Genomic DNA, 19380 nt, shown 5'->3' with positions numbered 1-19380 from the left:
GTGCCTTGTGCTGGAACCATGCCGTACCCAATGCCGGAGGAGGATCTGCAAGCATGGAACTGATGAATCTGGGCGTCGGACCGGCGCCCCTGGTGCCCGAGGCGGCCGCTGGCGATTTCGTCCTGACCGGCCATGTGCTGCGTCCGTTGTCCTTATCCGTGGAACAGCTGCGCGGCTACAGCAGCATGCTGGCCGCGCCGTTCGACCTGCGCTGCTTTACGACCAACCGCTATATTCGCCGTGTGGGCCGGTACCGTGGCGTGGGCCTGACCGACCTGATCTCGGAGGCCGGTTTGCGTAACGATGCGCCGGGCGATTTCAAGCGGATGGTGTTCGTCGCCGCCGCGCACGACGGCTATGCGGTGACCTTCTCGTGGCACGAACTGTTCAATACGCCGGTGGGTGCGAGCGCGCTGATCGCCTATGAATGCGACGGCGAGCCCTTGAGCGTCGAAGACGGCGCGCCGGTCCTGTTTTCCGGCGCGGACATCATGGCGGCGCCGCGGCATGTCAAGCGGCTGAGGCGGATCGACGTGCAGGTGCTGCGCCCGCTGTAGTGCATTGGCAAGTTTCGCGTGGGGGTGCAGGCGCCACGCGGTTGGAGGTACCTGGGCGCCCATGCCCCAGCGGTTCAATTTGTGGGGTTCGCCCACCGGTCTTTGTAGAAAGTCTTCCCTTTGTCAACGACACCGAGTGCCTGCAAAGTATCGTTGATGGCATCCAGCAAACCAACGTCTTCTGCGGTAGCTTTTTTTTGCTGTACCCGCCGCAGTGCCAGAAAAAACGCTAACTTTCCAAATGAGACCTCGTCAGTGGCGCTCCCTCCCTTGACGATCTTCGCAGCACACTCGTTGATCTTGTCTTCCACAAGCTGAGCCAGTTCCATACTATTCTCCGCGACAACCTAGTGTCAAAACAGGTTAAGAGGGTCCCGCCTTCCATTCATTCAATATGGACAACGAATGTTTTTTGGGGGGCCTGCGCCCAAAAACACGCAGAAATGGTTCGGCAGGAAATGCATTGTGCGATGACATCCAGCGAACGCCATACGCAGCGAAACCCGGTGTGCCGATAGACCAAGTATAGCGATTGATGGCGCTGGCGCTCATCGTGCGACGACTCGTCACGGCTCCCTGACGGGCGCTCCGCAGTCGTACGCCAATGAGTCACCTCGCCACAGTTGCCGCGCGTGCGCGGTCAAGGTTTTCGAGTGTTGCCTCGCGGGCGGCTTCGTGTATGCTTTCGCGCATGGCTGAATCCGCGAAAACCAGATCCGTCCCGGCGAAAAAAGTCGGCGTCAAAACAGGCAATCGAGCAGGCAATCGAGCCGGCAATCAAGCAGGCAATCGAGCCGGCACTAAAACTGTCGCCCGAGTTGACGCCGGGGCCCCGACCCCAACCGCCTCCCCGGCCCGCACCAGAACGCGGCCCGAGGTGCGTTTCCGCATGCGCATTCGCAAGGGCGATACCGTGGCGCTCGGACCGGGCAAGGTCGAATTGCTCGAAGCGGTGCGCGAGCACGGTTCGATCTCGGCTGCGGCGCGCAGTCTCGACATGTCGTACCGGCGTGCCTGGTTGCTGATCGACGAGTTGAACCAGTCGCTCAAGTCGCCGGCGACAGTGTCGGAACAGGGCGGGCAGAGCGGCGGCGGCTGCGTGCTGACGCAGGTCGGCGAGAACATCGTGCGTCTCTATCGCGGTGTCGAGGCGCAAGCCGAAGCGGCCTGTGCCAAACAGATCGACGAGCTGATCCGGTTGATCCGGGCCTGACGCGGCTTGCAGCAAGGTCAGGCGAACTCAACGCGCCTCAGCCGTGCCTTAGCCGCGCCTTACCCGTGCCGCAGGCAAAACGCCGAGGGCGGTCGCGCGCTTGCCGCGGCGTTCTGCGCCGCGCTCCGATCGCTTTGCAGGCGCGAGAACAAATCGATAAAACTGGCGACGCTCGCCGTGCGCAGCGGGTGATAGTCCACCTGATGACGCTCGCATACCCGCTTGAGCATATTCATCGAATCGTGATCGATGCAGTCCACCGGGAATACCACTAGGTCGGCGCCGGGCAGCGCAGCTGCCAGCAGGCCTTTGCGATCTTCCACCCCGCCGTCGTGCACGACCAGTTCGCCACCGGCCGACGCCACCAGCGCCTTGAGCGCCGCGTTCGAACCGGGCCGGCCGCCGACATACACCACCCGCTTGCCCGCCACATCCGCGAGTCCCGCACGGCGCGCGTCCGGCCGATCCAGCGCATCGAGCGTCGCCCGCTCGAGCGCATGGCATTCCGCCTGAACCGTCTTCAGCAAGTCGAGCGCCTGATCGCGGCTCTCGCGCAGCGCCTCGGCCGTTTCCTGCTCCTGCAGCGCGCGCTGTTCCGCGGCTTCGCGGCGGCTCGTGTGCAGCGCGAGCCGCTGGTCGGCTTCCGCGAGTTTCTCCTGCAAGGCCTTGACCTCATCCGCGAGGCCGGCGGTGTCGTTCGACCCCTGGCGGCTCGCCTGGGCCGTCAGTTTGACGATCTGTTCGCTTAGCTGCGCGGTGACCGCATCGCGCTGCGTGCTGATCTCATGCAGGCGGCTCTGTTGCCGCTCAATCTTGTCCCGCAGCGCGGCGTTTTCCTCTTCGAGCGCCACGAGGCGCCGGATGTCCGCGCGATTCGCCGCGCCCACCAGGTGCGACAGCATATGCAGTTCGCCGAAGGCCGCCTGACGAACCGGCATCGTGGCGTACGGGTGGGTCATCAGCGCCCAGTAGGCCGGTGGAATGTCGCCGTTCTTGAGCGACTCGTTCCACAGCGCCAGCACCGCCTCTTCATCGCGCGCCTGCTCGAAGCGGCGGATGGCGCCGGCATAGCGTTCGTCGAGCGCCTTGTGCAGCGCCTTGCCGCCCGCGCCGCCCGCAATGGCGAGTTCGACCGCGGCGTGGTGAATCTCCAGGTCGCTGGCCTGCTGGCGATCGAGATCGGTGAAGCGCGGCACCAGCTTGCGCAATTCGTGCGTGCTGAGGCAGGTTCCGATGACCGAGCAATGCAGATGGGGATCGAGCTCCGCCAGCCGGGTGCGGCGCTTCGAGCCGGCGAGTTGCGCGGCGGAGGGCGGCGCGCAGCAGGCGTCGGCCGCGCGCAGACGGGTGCCGGCGCTATCGTCGGCGCGGCTGGCGTCGGCGGTTCGGGCGAGGCGAAATGGGGGAGCTTGCATGATGACCTCGAATCCGGTTCCGGTGTCAGGACTCGCCGGCGAGATGCACCGGATGACCTCGAGGCTGCCACCATCAATCACAGTACCGCAATATATCATCGAATATAGCGGTGGGCAGAGGGCGGGCGGCCCGGTGGCGTACCCCTAGACGTCGGAAGACAGCGCCAGCGGCGCCCTGGCGTGCTGCTCCAGCACATGCTCGACGCACAGGCCCACGAAGGTCGCGTCGAGACGCTCCAGTTCCGCGGCGGCCTTGCGCAGCGCGGCGTGGTTGTTGCTATGGGCGTCGGAGAAGATCGCGTCGCGCAGTTGTTCCGCCGAGCGCGCTTCTTCGACCGCCGTCCTCAACTCGGAAAAGCGCCTGAAACCGGCCGCCTTGCCTTGCTCGGCGAGGATCGACAGCAACTGGTTGAAGGAAGGCGAGCCTGAGGCGCCGGCCGACGGGAAACTGCCCTGGCCGTCGGCAAACATCTGCACAAAGCGCAACACGCTGCCGTAAAGGCGTCTGAAAGCATCGACGACGTCACGGATCAGTTCCGCGCGCCCACGGTCGGGCGCGACTTTCAACGCGGTGATCGTGGTTGAAAGGCTCTTCGCGGACCGGTCGCGGCGTTCCGATGCGTCGGACAGGGTGGATCGACTGCGCACCAATCTGGGCTCCGGGAGTTGTCTTGGAAGGGGTGTCCTGCAACGTTGGCCGAGCGTGTCGGGGCGCATGAATCGTTGTACGCGCCGGTCGACCGCTGCCAACCGTCATATTCCGTAGGATATAACGAATGGCCGCGCAAGTGGTAGACGCTGCGCCGGCGAGTACTGCGCTGCTGATGGCTTGCTGTAGCCCGCGCGGCTGCGGGGAGCGGCCGGACAGGTTGGGCACGCAACGGCACGCAGCGGCGCGCTCGGGCAACTGGCCCGCCCAAGGTAGTGGCCGCTCTCCAGAGAGACGCATGAGTTTGAATGGCACAATGCAGAACCTGCAGTGCGTTTGCCGGTGCTGTTCAGACTCGTACGGTCGTGAGGAGAAGGTCCATGGCGTTTTCCGCTTTGCTCGTGTTTGCGCTGGCCTTGGGTGTCGCGGCGGCGTCGCCCGGTCCGGGTATCGCCGCGCTCGTCTCGCGTGTGCTGACACACGGTTTCCGTGACGTGCTGCCGTTTCTCGTCGCCATGTGGCTCAGCGAGGTCGTGTGGCTCACCTGTGCGGTGGCCGGCCTGGCGGTGATTGCCCGCACCTTCGCACTGCTGTTCACGATCCTGAAGTTTGCCGGCGTCGCCTACCTGCTGTTTCTCGCCTGGAAAATGTGGTTTGCGCCCATCGGTGGCGAAGAAGCGCATCTGCCGAGCGGGCAATCGCCGTCACGCATGTTCCTTGCGGGCCTGACGATCGGTTTCAGCAATCCGAAAGTCATGGTTTTCTATCTTGCGCTGTTGCCCACCCTCGTGGATATTTCGCGTGTGAGCGTGTTCGCCTGGTTCGAACTGACATTGACGGCGCTCGCCGTCCTGATCACGGTAGATCTTGCCTGGACGCTGCTCGCCGCGCGTGCGCGCAAGCTGCTGACAGGCCGGCGCGCGGCCAGAATCGCCAGGCGGGCGAGCGCGACGATGATGGCAGGCGCAGCGGTGGCGATTGCCACACGCTAGTGCGTCCTTGCGACGCCTTTTCCAGACTCCAATCCGTTTCAAACGGGAACAACACTAACGATGAGTCATCCCCACACCGAGTTGATCGAACGCTTCTATGAAGCCTTCCAGAAGTGCGACGCCGAAGCCATGGGCGCGTGCTATGCCGACGACGTCGTCTTCAGCGATCCCGTCTTCGGCGAGCTGCGCGGTGAAGAAGCGCGCGACATGTGGCGCATGCTGGTGCAGCGCGCCCAGGCGTTTTCGCTGACGTTCGACGCCGTCGAGGCCAACGAGCGCACCGGGCGTGCCCATTGGGTGGCGCGTTATCTGTTCAGCCAGACCGGCCGCAGCGTGGTCAACCGGATCGACGCGCAGTTCGTGTTCCGCGACGGCCGCATTGCCGAGCATCGCGATACCTTCGATCTGTGGCGCTGGTCGCGCCAGGCACTGGGATTCAAGGGGATGTTGCTGGGGTGGACACCTTTCGTGCAACGGGCGATCCGCGCGCAGGCGAGAAAGGGCCTCGATGCTTACCGGGCGAGGCGCGCCTGAGATATCACCGCGCGGCGCTGCGAGGCTGGCCATCCGGCCTACTTGCAGGAGATCGGGCAGATGATGCAGTATTTCGTCAGCAGGCGCGCCGTGTCCGAGCGGCGATTCGCTGTGGTTCACGGCGATGGGCGGGGCGCGCCGAATCATCAAGATCAAAGGGACGAATAGCTATGCCTGTCGTGGATGCGGCCTGGGAGGATTGGCTGGCCACCAATGCGAAGCGCGGCTGCACCGTGGATTCGATGGTGGAAGCGATGGTTGGGGCGGGTTTCGATTCGCTGTCGGCGAGCGCGGCGGTGCAGCGCGCGCTCGGCGCTGGCTTGGGCGGAGCGAGGACGGCCGAGGCCGAAGGCGGTACCCAGGCGCGCCTCGTCAAGGCGGCGCCGGCCGATTACCAGTACGATGCGTCGCCGGTGCCGGGCGGCAATCTGATCCGCGCGTTCGACCGCGACGTGAAGGTGCTGATGCGTTGCGAGCGGCCGCAAGTGATCGTCTTTGGCGACGTGCTCTCGCCCGACGAGTGCGCCGAGATGATCGAGCGTTCGCGGCACCGACTCAAGCGTTCGACCACGGTCAACCCGGAGACGGGCCAGGAAGACGTGATCCGCAACCGCACCAGCGAGGGCATCTGGTTTCAGCGCGGGGAAGATGCGTTCATCGAACGTATCGACCAGCGGATCGCCAGCCTGATGAACTGGCCGGTCGAGAACGGTGAAGGCCTGCAGATTCTGCACTACAACACGAGCGGCGAATACCGCCCGCACTTCGACTATTTTCCGCCGGATCAGCAGGGCAGCGCTGTGCATACGGCACGCGGCGGCCAACGGGTGGCGACGCTCATCGTCTACCTCAACGATGTCGAGAACGGCGGAGAGACGATTTTTCCGGAGGCGGGGTTGTCGGTTGCCGGCAGACAGGGCGGTGCGGTGTATTTCCGCTACCTGAACGGCTTGCGGCAACTCGATCCGCTCACCCTGCACGGCGGTGCGCCGGTGCTGGGCGGCGAGAAATGGATCATGACGAAGTGGATGCGGGAGCGGGAGTACCGGTAATGCGCGGAGGGCTCACACGAGCCCTCCGTCAACCGTCCGCCAAGGCCCGCCAAACTTACCCGGCTTGCAGCGCCTTGCCGCGCTCGGCGTCCTGGCCGACTTCGCGCAGCACCGCATCGAAGAAATGCGCTTGCGCGTCGGCATCCGAGCGCGCGTAAGCACGGTTGATCCCGCTGATCACGGCGCGGATCGACGCCGTAATCAGGTTCGCGTCGATGCCCACGCCGAACGCGTTCCCCACCACTTGCGCGCCGGCCATTTCGGCAATCGCAATGGCTTTGGCGTCGGCGCCTTGCGTGAGCGCGCGTTCCTCGTAGTGCTGGATCCGCACAGGGGTGCGCAGCGCGTGCATCAGCGCGTCGAGCGGGCCGTTGCCTTCACCGGCCAGCACCGTGCGCACGCCGGCGATGTCCACCGTCAGCTTGATGCGTTCGCGGCCGCCGTCTTCCGAGAGTGCATGGCCGATGTAGCGCAGCGGGGCGACGCTGCGCACGTACTCGTCCTGGAACACTTCCCAGATCTGCTGGGCGCTGACTTCCTGGCCGCTGTCGTCGGTGACCCGCTGGACAGCCGAGCTGAAGTCCACCTGCAGACGGCGCGGCAGCACCACACCATGGGTCTGCTCGAGCAGATAGGCGATGCCGCCTTTGCCCGACTGGCTGTTGACGCGGATGATCGAATCGTAGGTGCGGCCCAGATCGCGCGGGTCGACCGGCAGATAGGGCATTTCCCACACCGCATCGTCCTTCTGCACGGCAAAGCCTTTCTTGATGGCGTCCTGGTGCGAGCCGGAGAAGGCCGTGAATACCAGGTCTCCAACATACGGATGGCGCGGGTGCACCGGCAATTGCGTGCATTCCTCGGCGGTGCGGGCGACTTCGTTGATATGCGAGAAGTCGAGGCCAGGATCGACGCCTTGCGTGTACAGATTGAGCGCGAGCGTGACGAGGTCCACGTTACCGGTGCGTTCGCCGTTGCCGAACAGGCACCCTTCGATGCGGTCGGCGCCGGCCATTACGGCCAGTTCCGCCGCCGCGACCGCCGTGCCGCGATCGTTGTGCGGATGGACCGACAGCAGCAGCGAGTCGCGTCGCGCGAGGTTGCGATGCATCCACTCGATCTGGTCGGCGTAGAAATTCGGCGTGCCGATTTCGACGGTGGCCGGCAGGTTGACGATGGCCTTGCGCTCGGGCGTCGGCTGCCAGACGTCGAAGACCGCGTCGCAGACTTCCTTGGCGAAATCGAGTTCGGTGGCCGTGAAGGTCTCCGGGCTGTATTGCAGCGTGAAGGCCGTTTCCGGCGTCGCGTCCACCAGACGCTTCATCGTGCGCGCGGCGTTCACAGCCAGTTGCTTGACGCCATCGCGCTCGAGTCCGAAGACGATCTTGCGGAATTCCGGCGCGGTGGCGTTGTACAGGTGGACGATCGCACGCGGAACGCCGCGCAGCGATTCGAAGGTGCGTTCGATCAGGTCGTCGCGCGCCTGGGTGAGCACTTCGATCGTCACGTCGTCGGGGATATGGCCGCCTTCGATCAGCTCGCGCACGAAATTGAAGTCGGTGTCCGACGCCGACGGGAAAGCGACTTCAATCTCCTTGAAGCCGATTTGCACCAGCGTCTTGAACATGCGCATCTTGCGCTGGGCGTTCATTGGCTCGAACAAGGCCTGATTGCCGTCGCGCAGATCGGTGCTCATCCAGATCGGCGCATGCGTGATGGTGCGCGAGGGCCAGGTGCGATCCGGCAAGTTGACGGGAGTGAAGGGGCGGTACTTGGTGGCGGGATTTTTCAACATGATGGGCTCGTGTGGGTTCAGAAAAGACGTGAAGGGATCGAAACGAAGAGAGGCAAAGACGGACGGTGCGGCGACGCGTGACAGCGCTGGCCTCGCTGGCCAACCGGGCCACTGACCGTGCGCGAAGACTGGGCCGGCCGCGTCGACGTTGCGGCAGCCCGGCAAAGCAAAGAAGGAATTCTGTAGTGGTTCATCAGTCCGTTGCCCGGTGAGCAATCCATGGAGCGTGAAAGGAACGAGACGAAGCACGGCCGCCGGTTGGCAACCGGGGCAAGGTCAGCAAAGCTTGGGAGTTAGTGACGCTTCAGTTGCGTTAGCAGGAAGCGCGTAGCAGCAGACCTAGCCCGGTAGAGCGGGCTAGTAGTAGGAGGGATAGCAGGGTCTGTGCGCGGAACATGGCCGTAATGGAATCACAAACGGCGAGGCGAGTCAAGCGATGCTTGCGCGGTGCGTCAGGGCGGGCAGTCATGTGGACGGCCAGGTTCATTGGCCCGCCGTGTTGCCGAGCGGGCGCGCGGACAGGTCCTTGAGCGCCGTCCAGCAGTTGCTGTAACCCATGCGCAGGATCATCAGGCCGATCACGCCGGCGGCGACGTGATCGAGCATCGGCAAGCCGGCCATGCTGCCGATAATCCCCAGCGTCGCGACCAGCGCGGAGAACGCATCGAGCCGGGCATGCCATGCGCTGGCGAGCAGAATGCTGGAGTGGGTTCGATGTGCTTCGGCGCGCATGTAGCGGAACAGCGCTTCTTTGGCGAACATCACGAAGAGGGCGACGATGAGCGCGCTTGCCCGCACGGTCGCGCTGACGGTGAGGATGGCGGCGGGTCCGATGCAATGCCACAGCATGTCGCCGGCGGTGCCGATCAACAGCACGCCGATAAACAGCGAGGCGAGCGAAGCAGGAAAGCTGCCGTCGCGAGGGGCGGCACGCCGTCCGGATGCGGTGGCCGCGCCGAGAAACAGCACGGCGATGACGACACCGTCCGCGGCGAGATCGCTGAGGGTATGGATGCCGTCCGCCACGAGCCCGTCGGAGTGAGCGAACAGGCCAATGACGATCTGCATGGCCATCAGTGCGGCATTCAGCATGGCGCTCACGTAGGCAGCCTTGAAGGCACTGCCGCGCGACTGGCGGGGACGCTCTGACGGCGATGGCATCGTGTGGATGGGTTCGAGTAATGGCAGCAAGTTAGCTGCCGAACGTTGCGGGCATGTGACAACGCTCCCGACCCCGTCGCGCAAACGTGGCTTGCCGATCGTGCCGGTCGTGGCTGCAGCGCGGTGTATTTCCGCTACATGAACGACCGGCGCGAACTCGATCCGCTGACGCCTCGCTTTACGACGCGTCCTGCCGCCGTGAACCGCCGCCGACGCTTTGCCCGGCGTCGTGCGCCATCTGCCAGTAGCCCCACATCGACACCAGCGTCAGCAGGCCGGCGCAGAGGAAGGCGAGGCGGAAGTCCTCCAGCGTGAAGACATGGCCCGACAGCTCGCCGTTGAACACCGCCGCGCCGCGCAGCGCCACCGCGCCGAAGGCGATGCCGAGGCCAATCGTCATCTGCGCGGCGGCGCTCCAGAGCGTGCTGGCGGCGCTCATCTGCGGCTGGGCGACGTCCGCGTAGGCGAGGGTGGCGAGGGTCGAGAACTGCATCGAGCGGGCCACGCCGTAGACGAACACCACGATCAGCACCCACGCCAGCGGCGACTCCGGCGTCAGCAGGCCGCAGGCGATCGTGAAGACGCCGGCCACGGCGACGTCGACGATCGACACCACCCGGAAGCCGAAGCGCTGCAGGATGCGCGTGGTCAAGGCCTTCATGCCGAGGTTGCCGAGGGCGCTCGCGAGCAGCAACAGCCCCGACTTGAAGGCGGACAGTCCGAAGCCGATCTGGAACAGCAGCGGCATCAGATACGGCACCGCGCCGATGCCGATGCGCGTGAACGAACCGGTTACGACGGTCACCGAGAAGGTGGGGATCTTGAGCGTCGACACGTCGATCAGCGGATGCGGATGGCGCTGCGCATGACGAAACGCGACAAAGCCGAGCACGAGGCCCGCCGCGACAAAAGCACCTGCGATCCACGGATTTTCGCCGGGCTGGCTGGCGAGTTCGGCGCCGTACAGGATCGAGGTCAGGGTGGCGCCGCTCAGCAGCAGGCCGACGAGATCGAGCGGCCGGCGTTCGCTGCCGCGCAGGTTCGGCACCAGCGCGACCACGGCGGCCATCACCGCGATGCCGAACGGAACATTGAGGAGAAAGATCCAGCGCCAGTTCGCGTACGTGGTGATGAAGCCGCCCACCGGCGGCCCGACCACGGGCGCGACGATCGCCGGCCACGTGATGGTGGAGATGGCTTGCATCAGGCGGCTCTTTTCGGTGCTGCGTACGACGATCAGCCGACCCACCGGCACCATCATGGCGCCGCCGATGCCTTGCAGCAGACGCGCCGCCGTGAACTCGGCCACGTTCTGCGACATCCCGCACAGCACCGAAGCGATCGTGAACACGCCGATCGCGCTAAAGAACACCGTGCGCGAGCCACAGCGGTCGGCGACCCAGCCGCTCACTGGAATGAAAATCGCCAGCGCCAGCATATAGGCCGTCATGCCGAGGCTCAGGCTGTTCGGACCGACGCCGAACGAGCGCGCCATCTGCGGCAGGGCCGTGGCGATCACGGTGGTGTCGAGGTACTCCATGAAGAAAGTCGCCGCGACGATATACGGCAGCCAGCCGATGAAGGACGGACGGGTTTGAGTGTCGCTCATCGCGCACCCTCGGGCGAGCGGCCTGGCGTGCGTTGCGCGGCGGCGCGGGCAAGCCGCCCGTGCGCGTCATGATGTTGGCGTCGATTCATGCTGTTGCGGCTTCCTGTCAAAAGCGTGTGTTCATCCCCGGTCTCCCCGCGCGAACCCTCTGCGGAACAGGTTTCCGTTGCGCCGGGAAAACGTAGAAGTATTGCTCAGGAAGGGCAAACCCTGCTCTCGCGGCAGGCAATTTTCCGCGTCAGGGCCTCGACGGCGCCGCTCGGCTAGGCGGAAACCCGCGCCAGCAGGTCGTTTGCGGGTGAATAGGAAATGCCAATTGCAGCGATTTAAACAATCAACTTTTTCTATTAAGCGGTTCTAGACATAATCTCCTCACTTTCTCAACCACGAACCAAAGAGGACGCAGCAAATGCCGATCATCAACAGCCAAGTCAAACCCTTCAAGGCAACCGCTTACCACAATGGCGACTTCCAGACCGTCACGGAAGAAAGCCTCAAGGGCAAGTGGTCCGTGTTCGTGTTTTACCCGGCTGATTTCACGTTCGTTTGCCCGACCGAACTGGGCGACCTGGCCGATCGTTACGCCGAATTCAAGAAGCTCGGCGTGGAAATCTACAGCGTTTCGACCGATACGCACTTCACCCACAAGGCATGGCACGACACGTCGGACACGATCCAGAAGATCCAGTATCCGATGATCGCCGATCCGACGCTGGCTATCTCGCGTAACTTCGACGTGCTGATCGAAGAAGAAGGCATGGCCCTGCGCGGCACCTTCGTGATCAACCCGGAAGGCGAGATCAAGCTGTGCGAAGTGCACGACAACGGCATTGGCCGTGACGCCGGCGAACTGCTGCGCAAGGTCCAGGCTGCCCAGTACATCGCGGCCCACCCGGGTGAAGTGTGCCCCGCCAAGTGGACGCCGGGCGCTGAAACGCTGACTCCGTCGCTCGACCTGGTCGGCAAGATCTAAGCGGATTCGCTTAGATCAGCCACATCGCAGTACGCGCCACTCGCTGGCGCTCCTCCGTGCGGACCGTATCACGCGCCATGCCGCTTCATGTGCATGCGGTCCGCACGCCTCCTCGCCACGCCCCGAAGTGGCAGCCGGAGCCCCAACCCTCGTCACGGAATTCGAATAGCCATGCTGGACGCCAATCTCAAGACTCAGTTGAAATCGTACCTGGAAAAGGTCAGCCGGCCGATCGAGATCGTCGCCTCGCTCGACGACAGCGCCAAATCGCAAGAGCTGCTGGCGTTACTCGAGGACATCGCATCGCTGTCGGAACGCGTCAGCGTGATCGAACGGCGCGGCGACGACCAGCGCAAGCCGTCGTTTTCGATCGGCGAGCCGGGCAAGGACACGGGCATCCGCTTTGCCGGTATCCCGATGGGGCATGAATTTACCTCGCTGGTTCTCGCGCTGTTGCAGGTGGGCGGCCATCCGGTCAAGCTCGACGACGCGGTGATCGAACAGATCCGCGAGCTCGACGGCGACTACCAGTTTGAAACCTATTTCTCGCTGTCATGCCAGAACTGCCCGGAAGTCGTGCAGGCGCTGAACGTGATGGCCTTGATCAACCCGCGCATCCGCCACGTGGCGATTGACGGCGCGGTGTTCCAGCACGAAGTCGAATCGCGCCAGATCATGGCCGTGCCGACGATGTTCCTGAACGGCGAAGTGTTCGGCCAGGGCCGCAGCGGCGTGAAGGAAATTCTCGCCAAACTCGATACCGGCGCGGGCGCTCGTGCGGCAAAAGAACTGGCGAAGAAGCCGGTGTTCGACGTGCTGATCGTCGGCGGCGGTCCCGCCGGCGCGGCCGCCGCAATCTACTCGGCACGCAAGGGCATTGCGACGGGCGTGGTGGCCGAACGCTTCGGTGGTCAGGTGCTCGATACCCTTGCCATCGAAAACTTTGTCTCCGTTCAGGAGACCGAAGGACCGAAGTTCGCCACGGCGCTCGAGCAGCACGTGAAGAGCTACGAAGTAGACATCATGGACGTGCAGCGCGCCGAAGCGCTGATCCCGGGCCGCATCAACGAAGTGCGCCTCGCGAGCGGCGCCGTGCTGAAGGCGAAGACGATCGTGCTCGCGACCGGTGCGCGCTGGCGCGAAATCAACGTGCCGGGCGAGCGCGAGTATCGCAATCACGGGGTGGCCTACTGCCCGCACTGCGACGGCCCGCTGTTCAAGGGCAAGCGCGTCGCGGTGATCGGCGGCGGCAACTCGGGCGTCGAAGCGGCGATCGATCTGGCCGGCATCGTGCGCGAAGTGACGCTGTTCGAATTCGGCGCGCAACTGCGTGCCGACGAAGTGCTGCAACGCAAGCTGCGCAGCCTCGCCAACGTCACGATCGTGACGCAGGCGCAGACCACCGAAATCACCGGCGACGGCAAGAAGGTCAACGGCCTCGTTTATAAGGATCTGCGTTCTGGCGAGACGAAGAAGGTCGAACTGGAAGGCGTGTTCGTGCAGATCGGTCTCGTGCCGAATACCGAATGGCTGAAGGGCACGGTCGAACTGTCGAAGCACGGCGAGATCGTGGTCGATGCGCGCGGCGCGACTTCGGTGCCGGGCGTGTTCGCCGCCGGCGATGTGACGACGGTGCCGTTCAAGCAGATCGTCATCGCCGTGGGCGAGGGCGCCAAGGCATCGCTGGCCGCCTTCGATCATCTGATCCGCAGCAGCGCGGACGACGAAGTGGAAGTCAAAGAGGAAGAAGCGGCGCTCGCCGAGAGCTAAATCTTCCGCGTGCACGGCGTGCTGTCGCCTTGCACTGCTGCATTGCAACGAAGCCCGCCAGCGCGCGGGCTTTGTTTTTTTCGGCCATCACTTCGTTGGCAGGCGCCATTTTTGGCCAGGCCCTCTACCCATACACCCGTTTCATTCGCACGCTTGACGCAGGCCACCGCTGACGTCGTCACGGCCCCTTTGTTTGGAGTCCGTTGCCTGGATTGAATGCTTGGCTAAGCCGCTCGCGAGGCCATATAAATCTGGGAGTCGGACCGACCTTTCGCCGCAGCCGCATGTCACGACACGACACGCCCGCGGACGGGAGGCGCCATAAAACAGGGAGGGAGACAATGGCATCTTCGCAAGCGGCGCCTGCCCGTTGGGTGGACGGCAAGCGCTACCTTTGGCTGCTCGGCGCGCTGACCATCACGTTGCCGCTGCACGCGGCGAATCTGGCGCTGATGACGGGCTGGCATGTCTTCTGGTGGTTCGGTCCGATCTTCGTGTTCGGCATTATCCCGGTGCTCGACTATCTGATCGGCGACGATCCCAGCAATCCCCCCGACGACGTCGTGCCCGTGCTCGAGCGGGAGCGCTATTACCGGCGCATCGTTTATCTCGCGACCTTGATCGAATACGTGTCGTTCTTCGGCGCCGTGTGGATCGTGGGCACGCATGCGCTGAAGTGGTACGACTACCTGGGCTTTGCGCTTTCGCTGGGCGCGGCGACCGGTGTCTCGATCAACACGGCTCACGAACTGGGCCACAAGACCGACCGTTTCGAGCGCTGGCTCGCCAAGGTCACGCTGGCGCCTGTGGCCTACGGGCATTTCTTTGTCGAGCACAATCGCGGGCACCACGTGCGGGTCGCCACACCGCCGGACCCGGCCAGCGCGCGTTATGGCGAGTCGTTCTGGGCCTTCCTGCCGCGCACCGTACTTGGGAGCATCGCGTCGGCATGGCGGCTCGAGAGGGAGCGCCTTGCGCGCCTCGGTAAATCGCCGTGGAGCTGGCGCAACGAGGTCTTGCATGCGTGGGCGATGACCGCGGTGCTGTGGGGCGCCATGATCGCGCTGTTCGGCAGGGGGGTGATTCCGTTCCTGCTGATTCAGGCGGCCTACGGTGCGTCGCTGCTCGAAGTGGTCAATTATCTGGAGCACTACGGACTGGGCCGCAGGCTGTTGCCGAGCGGCAAATACGAGCGCTGCCGGCCCGAGCATTCGTGGAACAGCAATCGCATCGTCACGAATCTGTTCCTCTATCAATTGCAACGGCATGCGGATCACCACGCGAATCCGACACGCTCGTACCAGGCCTTGCGTCACTTTGACGGCGCGCCGCAACTGCCGTCCGGCTACGCGACGATGATCATGTTCGCGTATGTGCCGCCGCTCTGGTTCCGCGTGATGAATCCACGCGTGGTCGCGCATTATGGCGGCAATATGGAGCAGTCGAATATCCGCCCGGCGATCCGCGAGCGGGTGCTCGCGCAGTTCGCGGGGGCGCATCGATGAGGTGACGCTGGTACCACCGCGCTCGTCGCGTGTCGCCTGTCGCTTCGCGCGATTCCCGCGAAGCCTTGCTACTACGCTTCGTGCCGTTCCGGCTGTTCGCTGCGAGCGGCAAATTCATCTGCCGTCGCGGCGCGAACCTCGTCGGCAAAGCGCTGCAACGAGGAAAGCGATCCGCTCACGCTGTGATAGGTCTCGCGGCCGATGCGGGCATCGAGCAGAATCTGCAAGCCCGCTGTCCTGGCAATTTTCACAATATCCACGGCCGTCCCCTGGTTAAGCGGCGTGCAGACTGCATTCCCATCTCGATCGAGCCTGCCGTCTGGCGGCGTTTCATGTTCACGAGCGGGGCGATGTATTGGCGGTGGCTACGCTGAAAGCCACAGACCCATCGTAGTTGAGCAAAACGTCTCGCGATAATGCAAACAGCGGGCAATAACCGAGGCAATTCGCGTCTTCGACGCACCTCGGTTCTGCCCGCTGCTAAACCGCCGTTTCGAACCGCCGTATGACCGTTCAGGACCCCACGCATTTTACTTTCTGTCGATCGAGTACTTGCCCGGCCCTGTCACGCTCAACAGCAGCAAGCCACCGATGATGCTGATGTTCTTGTAGAAGTTGATCATGTTCATGTACTGCTCCATGCCGCTCATGGTCCAGTAGTGGTGGGCGATCAGCGCCGTGCCGAACGTGTAGAGCGCGAGCAGCACCGCCAGCGGCCGGGTATAGAAACCCACCACGATGGCAAGGCCCACGGCGAACTCCATCACCACCGCGATGATCGCCGACAGCTCGGGCACCGGCGCGCCGGTCTGCGTCATATAGGCCACTGTGCCCGAGAAACCGGTCAGCTTCGACCAGCCGAACAGTACGAACAACAGCATCAGCAAAATCCGGGCGGCGAGAATCAGTTCGTCCTTGCGAGATTCAAATAGTGTGTAGCGCATGATAGTTTCCAGTGAGTGTTGATTAAGCTTGCGTAGGTGGGCGAATCACATTACGCCCACAGGTCCGACATTTCGATGTTGCGCAGATCGAAGACCAGCACTTCGGCATCGCGCCCTTGCGTGAACGTCAGCAACTGTTCGTTGCGTACCCGTGCGCCGTCGCCTTCAGCCAGCGCTTCGCCGTTCACCGTGACGCTGCCGCGCGCCACGTGAACATAGGCGTAGCGATCGGCCGCCAGTTCCAGCCGGGCGCTCTCGTCGCCGTCGAGCAGACCGGCATAGACGCGCGTGTCCTGCTGCACCGTCAGCGATTCATCCGCGCCGTCCGGCGAAATCACCAGGCGCAGCTTGCCGCGCTTTTCCGCCGCGCCGAAGTGGCTCTGCTGATAACGCGGCGCCGTGCCTTTGGCCGCCGGCGCAATCCAGATCTGCAGGAAGTGCACAGGGTCCGCCTTCGAGTGGTTGTACTCGCTATGGGCGACGCCGGTGCCTGCGCTCATCAACTGGATGTCGCCGGGCACGATCACCGAACCGGTGCCCATGGTGTCCTTGTGTTCCAGCGCGCCGTCCAGCACGTAGGAGAAAATTTCCATGTCCCGGTGCGGATGCTTGCCGAAACCCTGGGCCGGTGCGACGCGGTCGTCGTTGATCACCAGCAGGTCCGAAAAGCCGTTCTGCTTCGGGTCGTGATAGTTCGCGAAGGAAAACGTATGACGCGAGCTGAGCCAGCCGTGCTCCGCGCGGCCGCGTTGATTGGCGTGTCTGATGTCGAGCATGGTGTTTCTCCTTGATTGTGCGATCCGGCGAGGGTTGTCGTCCGTGATCCATGAACAGCAGTTTAGGTCAATCAATGTGCTTATAATCAAGCAAAAATCGGAAACACTGTCGCTATGGAGTGGACAATGAGACGGCAAACCAGGCCGGCAGGCACGTGGGCGCGTAGTAGGGCAATCAGGACGCGAGACTTGAGGGCAGGCGATGCAACTCGATGACATGCGGATCTTCGTCGCCACGGTCGACGCGCACAATTTCACGAGCGCGGCCAACCGCCTGTCGCTCTCGAAGCAGTTCGTCAGCCGCCGGGTGATGGCGCTGGAGGAGGCGCTCGGCGTGCGGCTTCTGATCCGCAACACGCGCAAGCTGGCGGTCACCGAGCTCGGCCAGGAGTTCTACGAGCGGGCGAAGCGCATCCTCGGCGAGGTCGAAGAGGCGGAGCAGGCCATGTCGTTGCGGCGCGCTTCGCCGCACGGTCTGCTGCGGGTGAGCGCGCCGATGTCGTTCGGCATGGTGCATCTGTCGCCGCTGGTGGCGATGTTCCTGAAGAAGCACCCGGACGTGCGCTTCGACATGGAGCTTAGCGACCGCACCGTCGACGTGGTTGGCGAAGGCTTCGACATGGCGATCCGCATCGGCACGCTGGCCGACTCGACGCTGATTGCGCAAAAGCTCGCCGAAGTGCGGATGGTGGCGTGCGCCAGCCCGCAGTATCTGCGGCGGCGCGGCACACCCACGGCACCGGCCGATCTCGCGCGTCACGCCTGCCTGCTGTACGGGCACGGCGGCCCGGCGAGCTGGGAGTTCGTGGTGGACGGGGTGCACAAGGCAGTTGAGGTGCATGGACCGCTGCGCGCGAACAACGGCGAGTTGATCCGCGATTCCGCGATCGCCGGGCTCGGCATTGCGCGCCTGCCGGATTTCATCGTGTCCGCCGCGCTCAAGGCGGGGCAACTGGCCGGTGTGCTGGAGCCGTTTCTACCGCGCGCCGCGGCGCTCTATGCAGTCTATCCGCAGCATCGTCAAAGTTCGACTACGATCCAGGCGTTCACCGCGTTTTTGCGCGAGCAACTGGCGAAGAGCTTGTCTGCCTGAGCGGGCGGGTCGAGAAACGGCGCGGGGCGCGTGAAGCGGCAGCGCGCCGTTGGGTCTCACCGAGCGCGGCCACCACCGTTCGGGCCCGGATATTGCGAAGGTCGAGCCTGCGAGAAGTCAGTCGTATGGAGAATGGATTCGCTGCAACCGGGCGTATCAGGCAGAAACGACCATGGATCCAATCAGCATCTGACTCGTATGCACCAGCCGCTGAAGAAATTACATGCCGAGGCATGGCTGCGTGGCAGCCTTTACAGCCTCGCATGCCGTTCGGACAGCGGGCAATCAATTCATTCGCGGCCAACGCGATCGGAGGATGGGTGTCGAACAGACGTATAACGCGTGCAATCCGCCGCCGCGACCACAGAACCGCCGCCATGGCGCCGTGGCTGGCTGCCGCTGCTGTCGCCGGCATGACCGTCATGCCGGCCCCGGCCAGCGCGCAAACGCCGGCGCCGCTGCAGGAGTGGCAATACTCCGCGGGCGTCCCGCTGGAAAAAATGATGGAGCCGCAAATCCCCACGTGGCAAGTCGCGGTCGGCGCGGCCGCGGCCTTCCAGCCGCGCTATGACGGCGCGGACCGCTACCACTTCGAAGGTGGCCCAAGCGTCGACATTCGTTATAGCGATCTGTACTTCGCTTCGACAGGGGAAGGTTTTGGCGCCAACGTCGCGCAAGGCCAGAACTGGCGGATCAGCATTGCCGCCGCCTACGACCTCGGGCGACGCGGCCAGGACGACGACGAGCATCTGCATGGCCTCGGCAACATCAACCCGGCGCCCGAGCTGAAGCTGGCAGCCGACTACGTCGTGTCGCAGAGTTTTCCGCTGGTGCTGCGCGCGGATATCCGGCGCAGTTTCGGCGGCTCGAACGGCTGGGTCGGCGATCTCGGCGCGTATATGCCGCTGCCGGGCAGCTCGAAGACGTTCTTCTGGTTCGCCGGGCCGAGCCTGACCTTCGCGGATTCGAAGTACATGAACAGCTGGTTCGGCGTGAACGAGACCCAGGCCGCCGATTCCCAATACTCGTACTACCACGCGAGTGCGGGTCTCAAGTCGGCGGGCTTCGGCGTCAGTGCGATCTGGTTTTTCCAGAAGCACTGGTTTGCCGCGTGCGACTTTGCGCTCGAGCAACTGGTCGGCAGCGCGGCGCGCAGTCCGATTACGCAGCGTTCGTCGAATGGCGTGCTCGATCTGTCGATCAACTATCAGTTCTGAGCCGGCTTGTTCCAGGGCCGCCCGGCTGGATCCGAGTCGGTCCGCCTGAATCGGCGCACTGTGCGCAGGCATCGCACGAAGCCTGCGCACAGTGACGCGGCGCTGCCTCGACACACCGCACGCGA

The 19380-nt window shown here is 64.1% G+C and carries 19 protein-coding genes; 10 read left to right on the top strand and 9 right to left on the bottom strand.

The genetic code is table 11. The features are described from left to right. The first annotated feature begins 62 nt into the window (after window positions 1-62). Window positions 63-557, top strand: coding sequence for a molybdopterin-dependent oxidoreductase (locus P3T42_RS11290; RefSeq protein ID WP_253190124.1), 495 nt, complete (start codon window positions 63-65; stop codon window positions 555-557). A 74-nt stretch (window positions 558-631) separates the two neighbouring features. Here P3T42_RS11290 and P3T42_RS11285 read toward each other — a convergent pair whose 3' ends face one another. Beyond that, window positions 632-886 carry a hypothetical protein gene (locus P3T42_RS11285; protein WP_429306079.1) on the bottom strand — a complete coding sequence of 85 codons (255 nt, stop codon included), beginning with the start codon at window positions 884-886 and terminating at the stop codon, window positions 632-634. Window positions 887-1446: 560 nt separating this feature from the next. Here P3T42_RS11285 and P3T42_RS11280 point away from each other — a divergent pair. Beyond that, complete coding sequence (locus P3T42_RS11280; RefSeq protein ID WP_074295257.1) at window positions 1447-1770, top strand: winged helix-turn-helix domain-containing protein; 324 nt, start codon at window positions 1447-1449, stop codon at window positions 1768-1770. 59 nt (window positions 1771-1829) lie between these two features. On the opposite strand, the gene P3T42_RS11275 is transcribed toward P3T42_RS11280, so the two are convergent. Together P3T42_RS11275 and P3T42_RS11270 are read right to left on the bottom strand one after the other, a co-directional pair. Further along, a complete protein-coding gene (locus tag P3T42_RS11275; RefSeq protein ID WP_074297264.1) occupies window positions 1830-3185 on the bottom strand; it encodes a DUF2325 domain-containing protein in 1356 nt (451 codons plus the stop codon). Between the two features lie 144 nt (window positions 3186-3329). Further along, entirely contained in the window at window positions 3330-3935 is a 606-nt protein-coding gene (locus P3T42_RS11270) for a hypothetical protein (RefSeq protein ID WP_253190036.1), read from the bottom strand. 279 nt (window positions 3936-4214) lie between these two features. Between P3T42_RS11270 and P3T42_RS11265 the strand changes: the two genes are divergently transcribed. The 3 genes from P3T42_RS11265 to P3T42_RS11255 all read left to right on the top strand — a co-directional run bounded on the left by P3T42_RS11265 (window position 4215) and on the right by P3T42_RS11255 (window position 6412). Continuing rightward, window positions 4215-4826 carry a LysE family translocator gene (locus P3T42_RS11265; RefSeq protein ID WP_074295258.1) on the top strand — a complete coding sequence of 204 codons (612 nt, stop codon included), beginning with the start codon at window positions 4215-4217 and terminating at the stop codon, window positions 4824-4826. Between the two features lie 60 nt (window positions 4827-4886). Then, a complete protein-coding gene (locus P3T42_RS11260) occupies window positions 4887-5360 on the top strand; it encodes a nuclear transport factor 2 family protein (protein ID WP_074295259.1) in 474 nt (157 codons plus the stop codon). A gap of 170 nt (window positions 5361-5530) precedes the next feature. Continuing rightward, a complete protein-coding gene (locus P3T42_RS11255; RefSeq protein ID WP_074295260.1) occupies window positions 5531-6412 on the top strand; it encodes a 2OG-Fe(II) oxygenase in 882 nt (293 codons plus the stop codon). Between the two features lie 55 nt (window positions 6413-6467). Here P3T42_RS11255 and leuA read toward each other — a convergent pair whose 3' ends face one another. From leuA to P3T42_RS11240, 3 genes are all read right to left on the bottom strand, one after another. After that, on the bottom strand, window positions 6468-8207 hold the full coding sequence (gene leuA, locus P3T42_RS11250; protein WP_074295261.1) for a 2-isopropylmalate synthase: 1740 nt from the start codon (window positions 8205-8207) through the stop codon (window positions 6468-6470). A gap of 483 nt (window positions 8208-8690) precedes the next feature. Beyond that, a complete protein-coding gene (locus P3T42_RS11245; RefSeq protein ID WP_429306078.1) occupies window positions 8691-9368 on the bottom strand; it encodes a cation diffusion facilitator family transporter in 678 nt (225 codons plus the stop codon). Window positions 9369-9546: 178 nt separating this feature from the next. Beyond that, on the bottom strand, window positions 9547-10977 hold the full coding sequence (locus P3T42_RS11240) for an MFS transporter (protein WP_429306077.1): 1431 nt from the start codon (window positions 10975-10977) through the stop codon (window positions 9547-9549). Window positions 10978-11386: 409 nt separating this feature from the next. Here P3T42_RS11240 and ahpC point away from each other — a divergent pair, with 409 nt between their 5' ends. From ahpC to P3T42_RS11225, 3 genes are all read left to right on the top strand, one after another. Then, the gene (ahpC, locus tag P3T42_RS11235; protein ID WP_074295264.1) at window positions 11387-11950 is read left to right on the top strand and encodes an alkyl hydroperoxide reductase subunit C; all 564 of its coding nucleotides are present in this window, start codon (window positions 11387-11389) and stop codon (window positions 11948-11950) included. A gap of 171 nt (window positions 11951-12121) precedes the next feature. Next, the gene (gene ahpF / locus P3T42_RS11230; RefSeq protein WP_074295265.1) at window positions 12122-13720 is read left to right on the top strand and encodes an alkyl hydroperoxide reductase subunit F; all 1599 of its coding nucleotides are present in this window, start codon (window positions 12122-12124) and stop codon (window positions 13718-13720) included. A 341-nt stretch (window positions 13721-14061) separates the two neighbouring features. Beyond that, on the top strand, window positions 14062-15225 hold the full coding sequence (locus P3T42_RS11225; RefSeq protein ID WP_074295266.1) for an alkane 1-monooxygenase: 1164 nt from the start codon (window positions 14062-14064) through the stop codon (window positions 15223-15225). Between the two features lie 71 nt (window positions 15226-15296). Here P3T42_RS11225 and P3T42_RS11220 read toward each other — a convergent pair whose 3' ends face one another. From P3T42_RS11220 to P3T42_RS11210, 3 genes are all read right to left on the bottom strand, one after another. Then, window positions 15297-15485 carry a hypothetical protein gene (locus P3T42_RS11220; protein WP_074295267.1) on the bottom strand — a complete coding sequence of 63 codons (189 nt, stop codon included), beginning with the start codon at window positions 15483-15485 and terminating at the stop codon, window positions 15297-15299. A gap of 270 nt (window positions 15486-15755) precedes the next feature. Continuing rightward, on the bottom strand, window positions 15756-16169 hold the full coding sequence (locus P3T42_RS11215; RefSeq protein WP_074295268.1) for a DoxX family protein: 414 nt from the start codon (window positions 16167-16169) through the stop codon (window positions 15756-15758). A 50-nt stretch (window positions 16170-16219) separates the two neighbouring features. Next, entirely contained in the window at window positions 16220-16945 is a 726-nt protein-coding gene (locus P3T42_RS11210; RefSeq protein ID WP_429306076.1) for a pirin family protein, read from the bottom strand. A gap of 202 nt (window positions 16946-17147) precedes the next feature. On the opposite strand from P3T42_RS11210, the gene P3T42_RS11205 reads away from it, so the two are divergent. After that, complete coding sequence (locus tag P3T42_RS11205; protein ID WP_074295270.1) at window positions 17148-18038, top strand: LysR family transcriptional regulator; 891 nt, start codon at window positions 17148-17150, stop codon at window positions 18036-18038. A gap of 377 nt (window positions 18039-18415) precedes the next feature. Further along, on the top strand, window positions 18416-19255 hold the full coding sequence (locus P3T42_RS11200) for a MipA/OmpV family protein (RefSeq protein ID WP_429306075.1): 840 nt from the start codon (window positions 18416-18418) through the stop codon (window positions 19253-19255). The last annotated feature ends 125 nt before the right edge of the window (window positions 19256-19380 follow it).

Source organism: Paraburkholderia sp. GAS38 (assembly GCF_050434965.1).
Lineage (GTDB): Bacteria > Pseudomonadota > Gammaproteobacteria > Burkholderiales > Burkholderiaceae > Paraburkholderia > Paraburkholderia phenazinium_A.
This window is presented reverse-complemented; position numbering and strand designations above follow the sequence as displayed.

Bases quoted from the DNA above. Each gene is read 5' to 3' on its own strand.
- P3T42_RS11290 (WP_253190124.1), top strand. From the start codon at position 63: ATGAATCTGGGCGTCGGACCGGCGCCCCTGGTGCCCGAGGCGGCCGCT.
- P3T42_RS11285 (WP_429306079.1), bottom strand. From the start codon at position 886: ATGGAACTGGCTCAGCTTGTGGAAGACAAGATCAACGAGTGTGCTGCG.
- P3T42_RS11280 (WP_074295257.1), top strand. From the start codon at position 1,447: ATGCGCATTCGCAAGGGCGATACCGTGGCGCTCGGACCGGGCAAGGTC.
- P3T42_RS11275 (WP_074297264.1), bottom strand. From the start codon at position 3,185: ATGCAAGCTCCCCCATTTCGCCTCGCCCGAACCGCCGACGCCAGCCGC.
- P3T42_RS11265 (WP_074295258.1), top strand. From the start codon at position 4,215: ATGGCGTTTTCCGCTTTGCTCGTGTTTGCGCTGGCCTTGGGTGTCGCG.
- P3T42_RS11260 (WP_074295259.1), top strand. From the start codon at position 4,887: ATGAGTCATCCCCACACCGAGTTGATCGAACGCTTCTATGAAGCCTTC.
- P3T42_RS11255 (WP_074295260.1), top strand. From the start codon at position 5,531: ATGCCTGTCGTGGATGCGGCCTGGGAGGATTGGCTGGCCACCAATGCG.
- leuA (WP_074295261.1), bottom strand. From the start codon at position 8,207: ATGTTGAAAAATCCCGCCACCAAGTACCGCCCCTTCACTCCCGTCAAC.
- P3T42_RS11245 (WP_429306078.1), bottom strand. From the start codon at position 9,368: ATGCCATCGCCGTCAGAGCGTCCCCGCCAGTCGCGCGGCAGTGCCTTC.
- P3T42_RS11240 (WP_429306077.1), bottom strand. From the start codon at position 10,977: ATGAGCGACACTCAAACCCGTCCGTCCTTCATCGGCTGGCTGCCGTAT.
- ahpC (WP_074295264.1), top strand. From the start codon at position 11,387: ATGCCGATCATCAACAGCCAAGTCAAACCCTTCAAGGCAACCGCTTAC.
- ahpF (WP_074295265.1), top strand. From the start codon at position 12,122: ATGCTGGACGCCAATCTCAAGACTCAGTTGAAATCGTACCTGGAAAAG.
- P3T42_RS11225 (WP_074295266.1), top strand. From the start codon at position 14,062: ATGGCATCTTCGCAAGCGGCGCCTGCCCGTTGGGTGGACGGCAAGCGC.
- P3T42_RS11215 (WP_074295268.1), bottom strand. From the start codon at position 16,169: ATGCGCTACACACTATTTGAATCTCGCAAGGACGAACTGATTCTCGCC.
- P3T42_RS11210 (WP_429306076.1), bottom strand. From the start codon at position 16,945: ATGCTCGACATCAGACACGCCAATCAACGCGGCCGCGCGGAGCACGGC.
- P3T42_RS11205 (WP_074295270.1), top strand. From the start codon at position 17,148: ATGCAACTCGATGACATGCGGATCTTCGTCGCCACGGTCGACGCGCAC.
- P3T42_RS11200 (WP_429306075.1), top strand. From the start codon at position 18,416: ATGGCGCCGTGGCTGGCTGCCGCTGCTGTCGCCGGCATGACCGTCATG.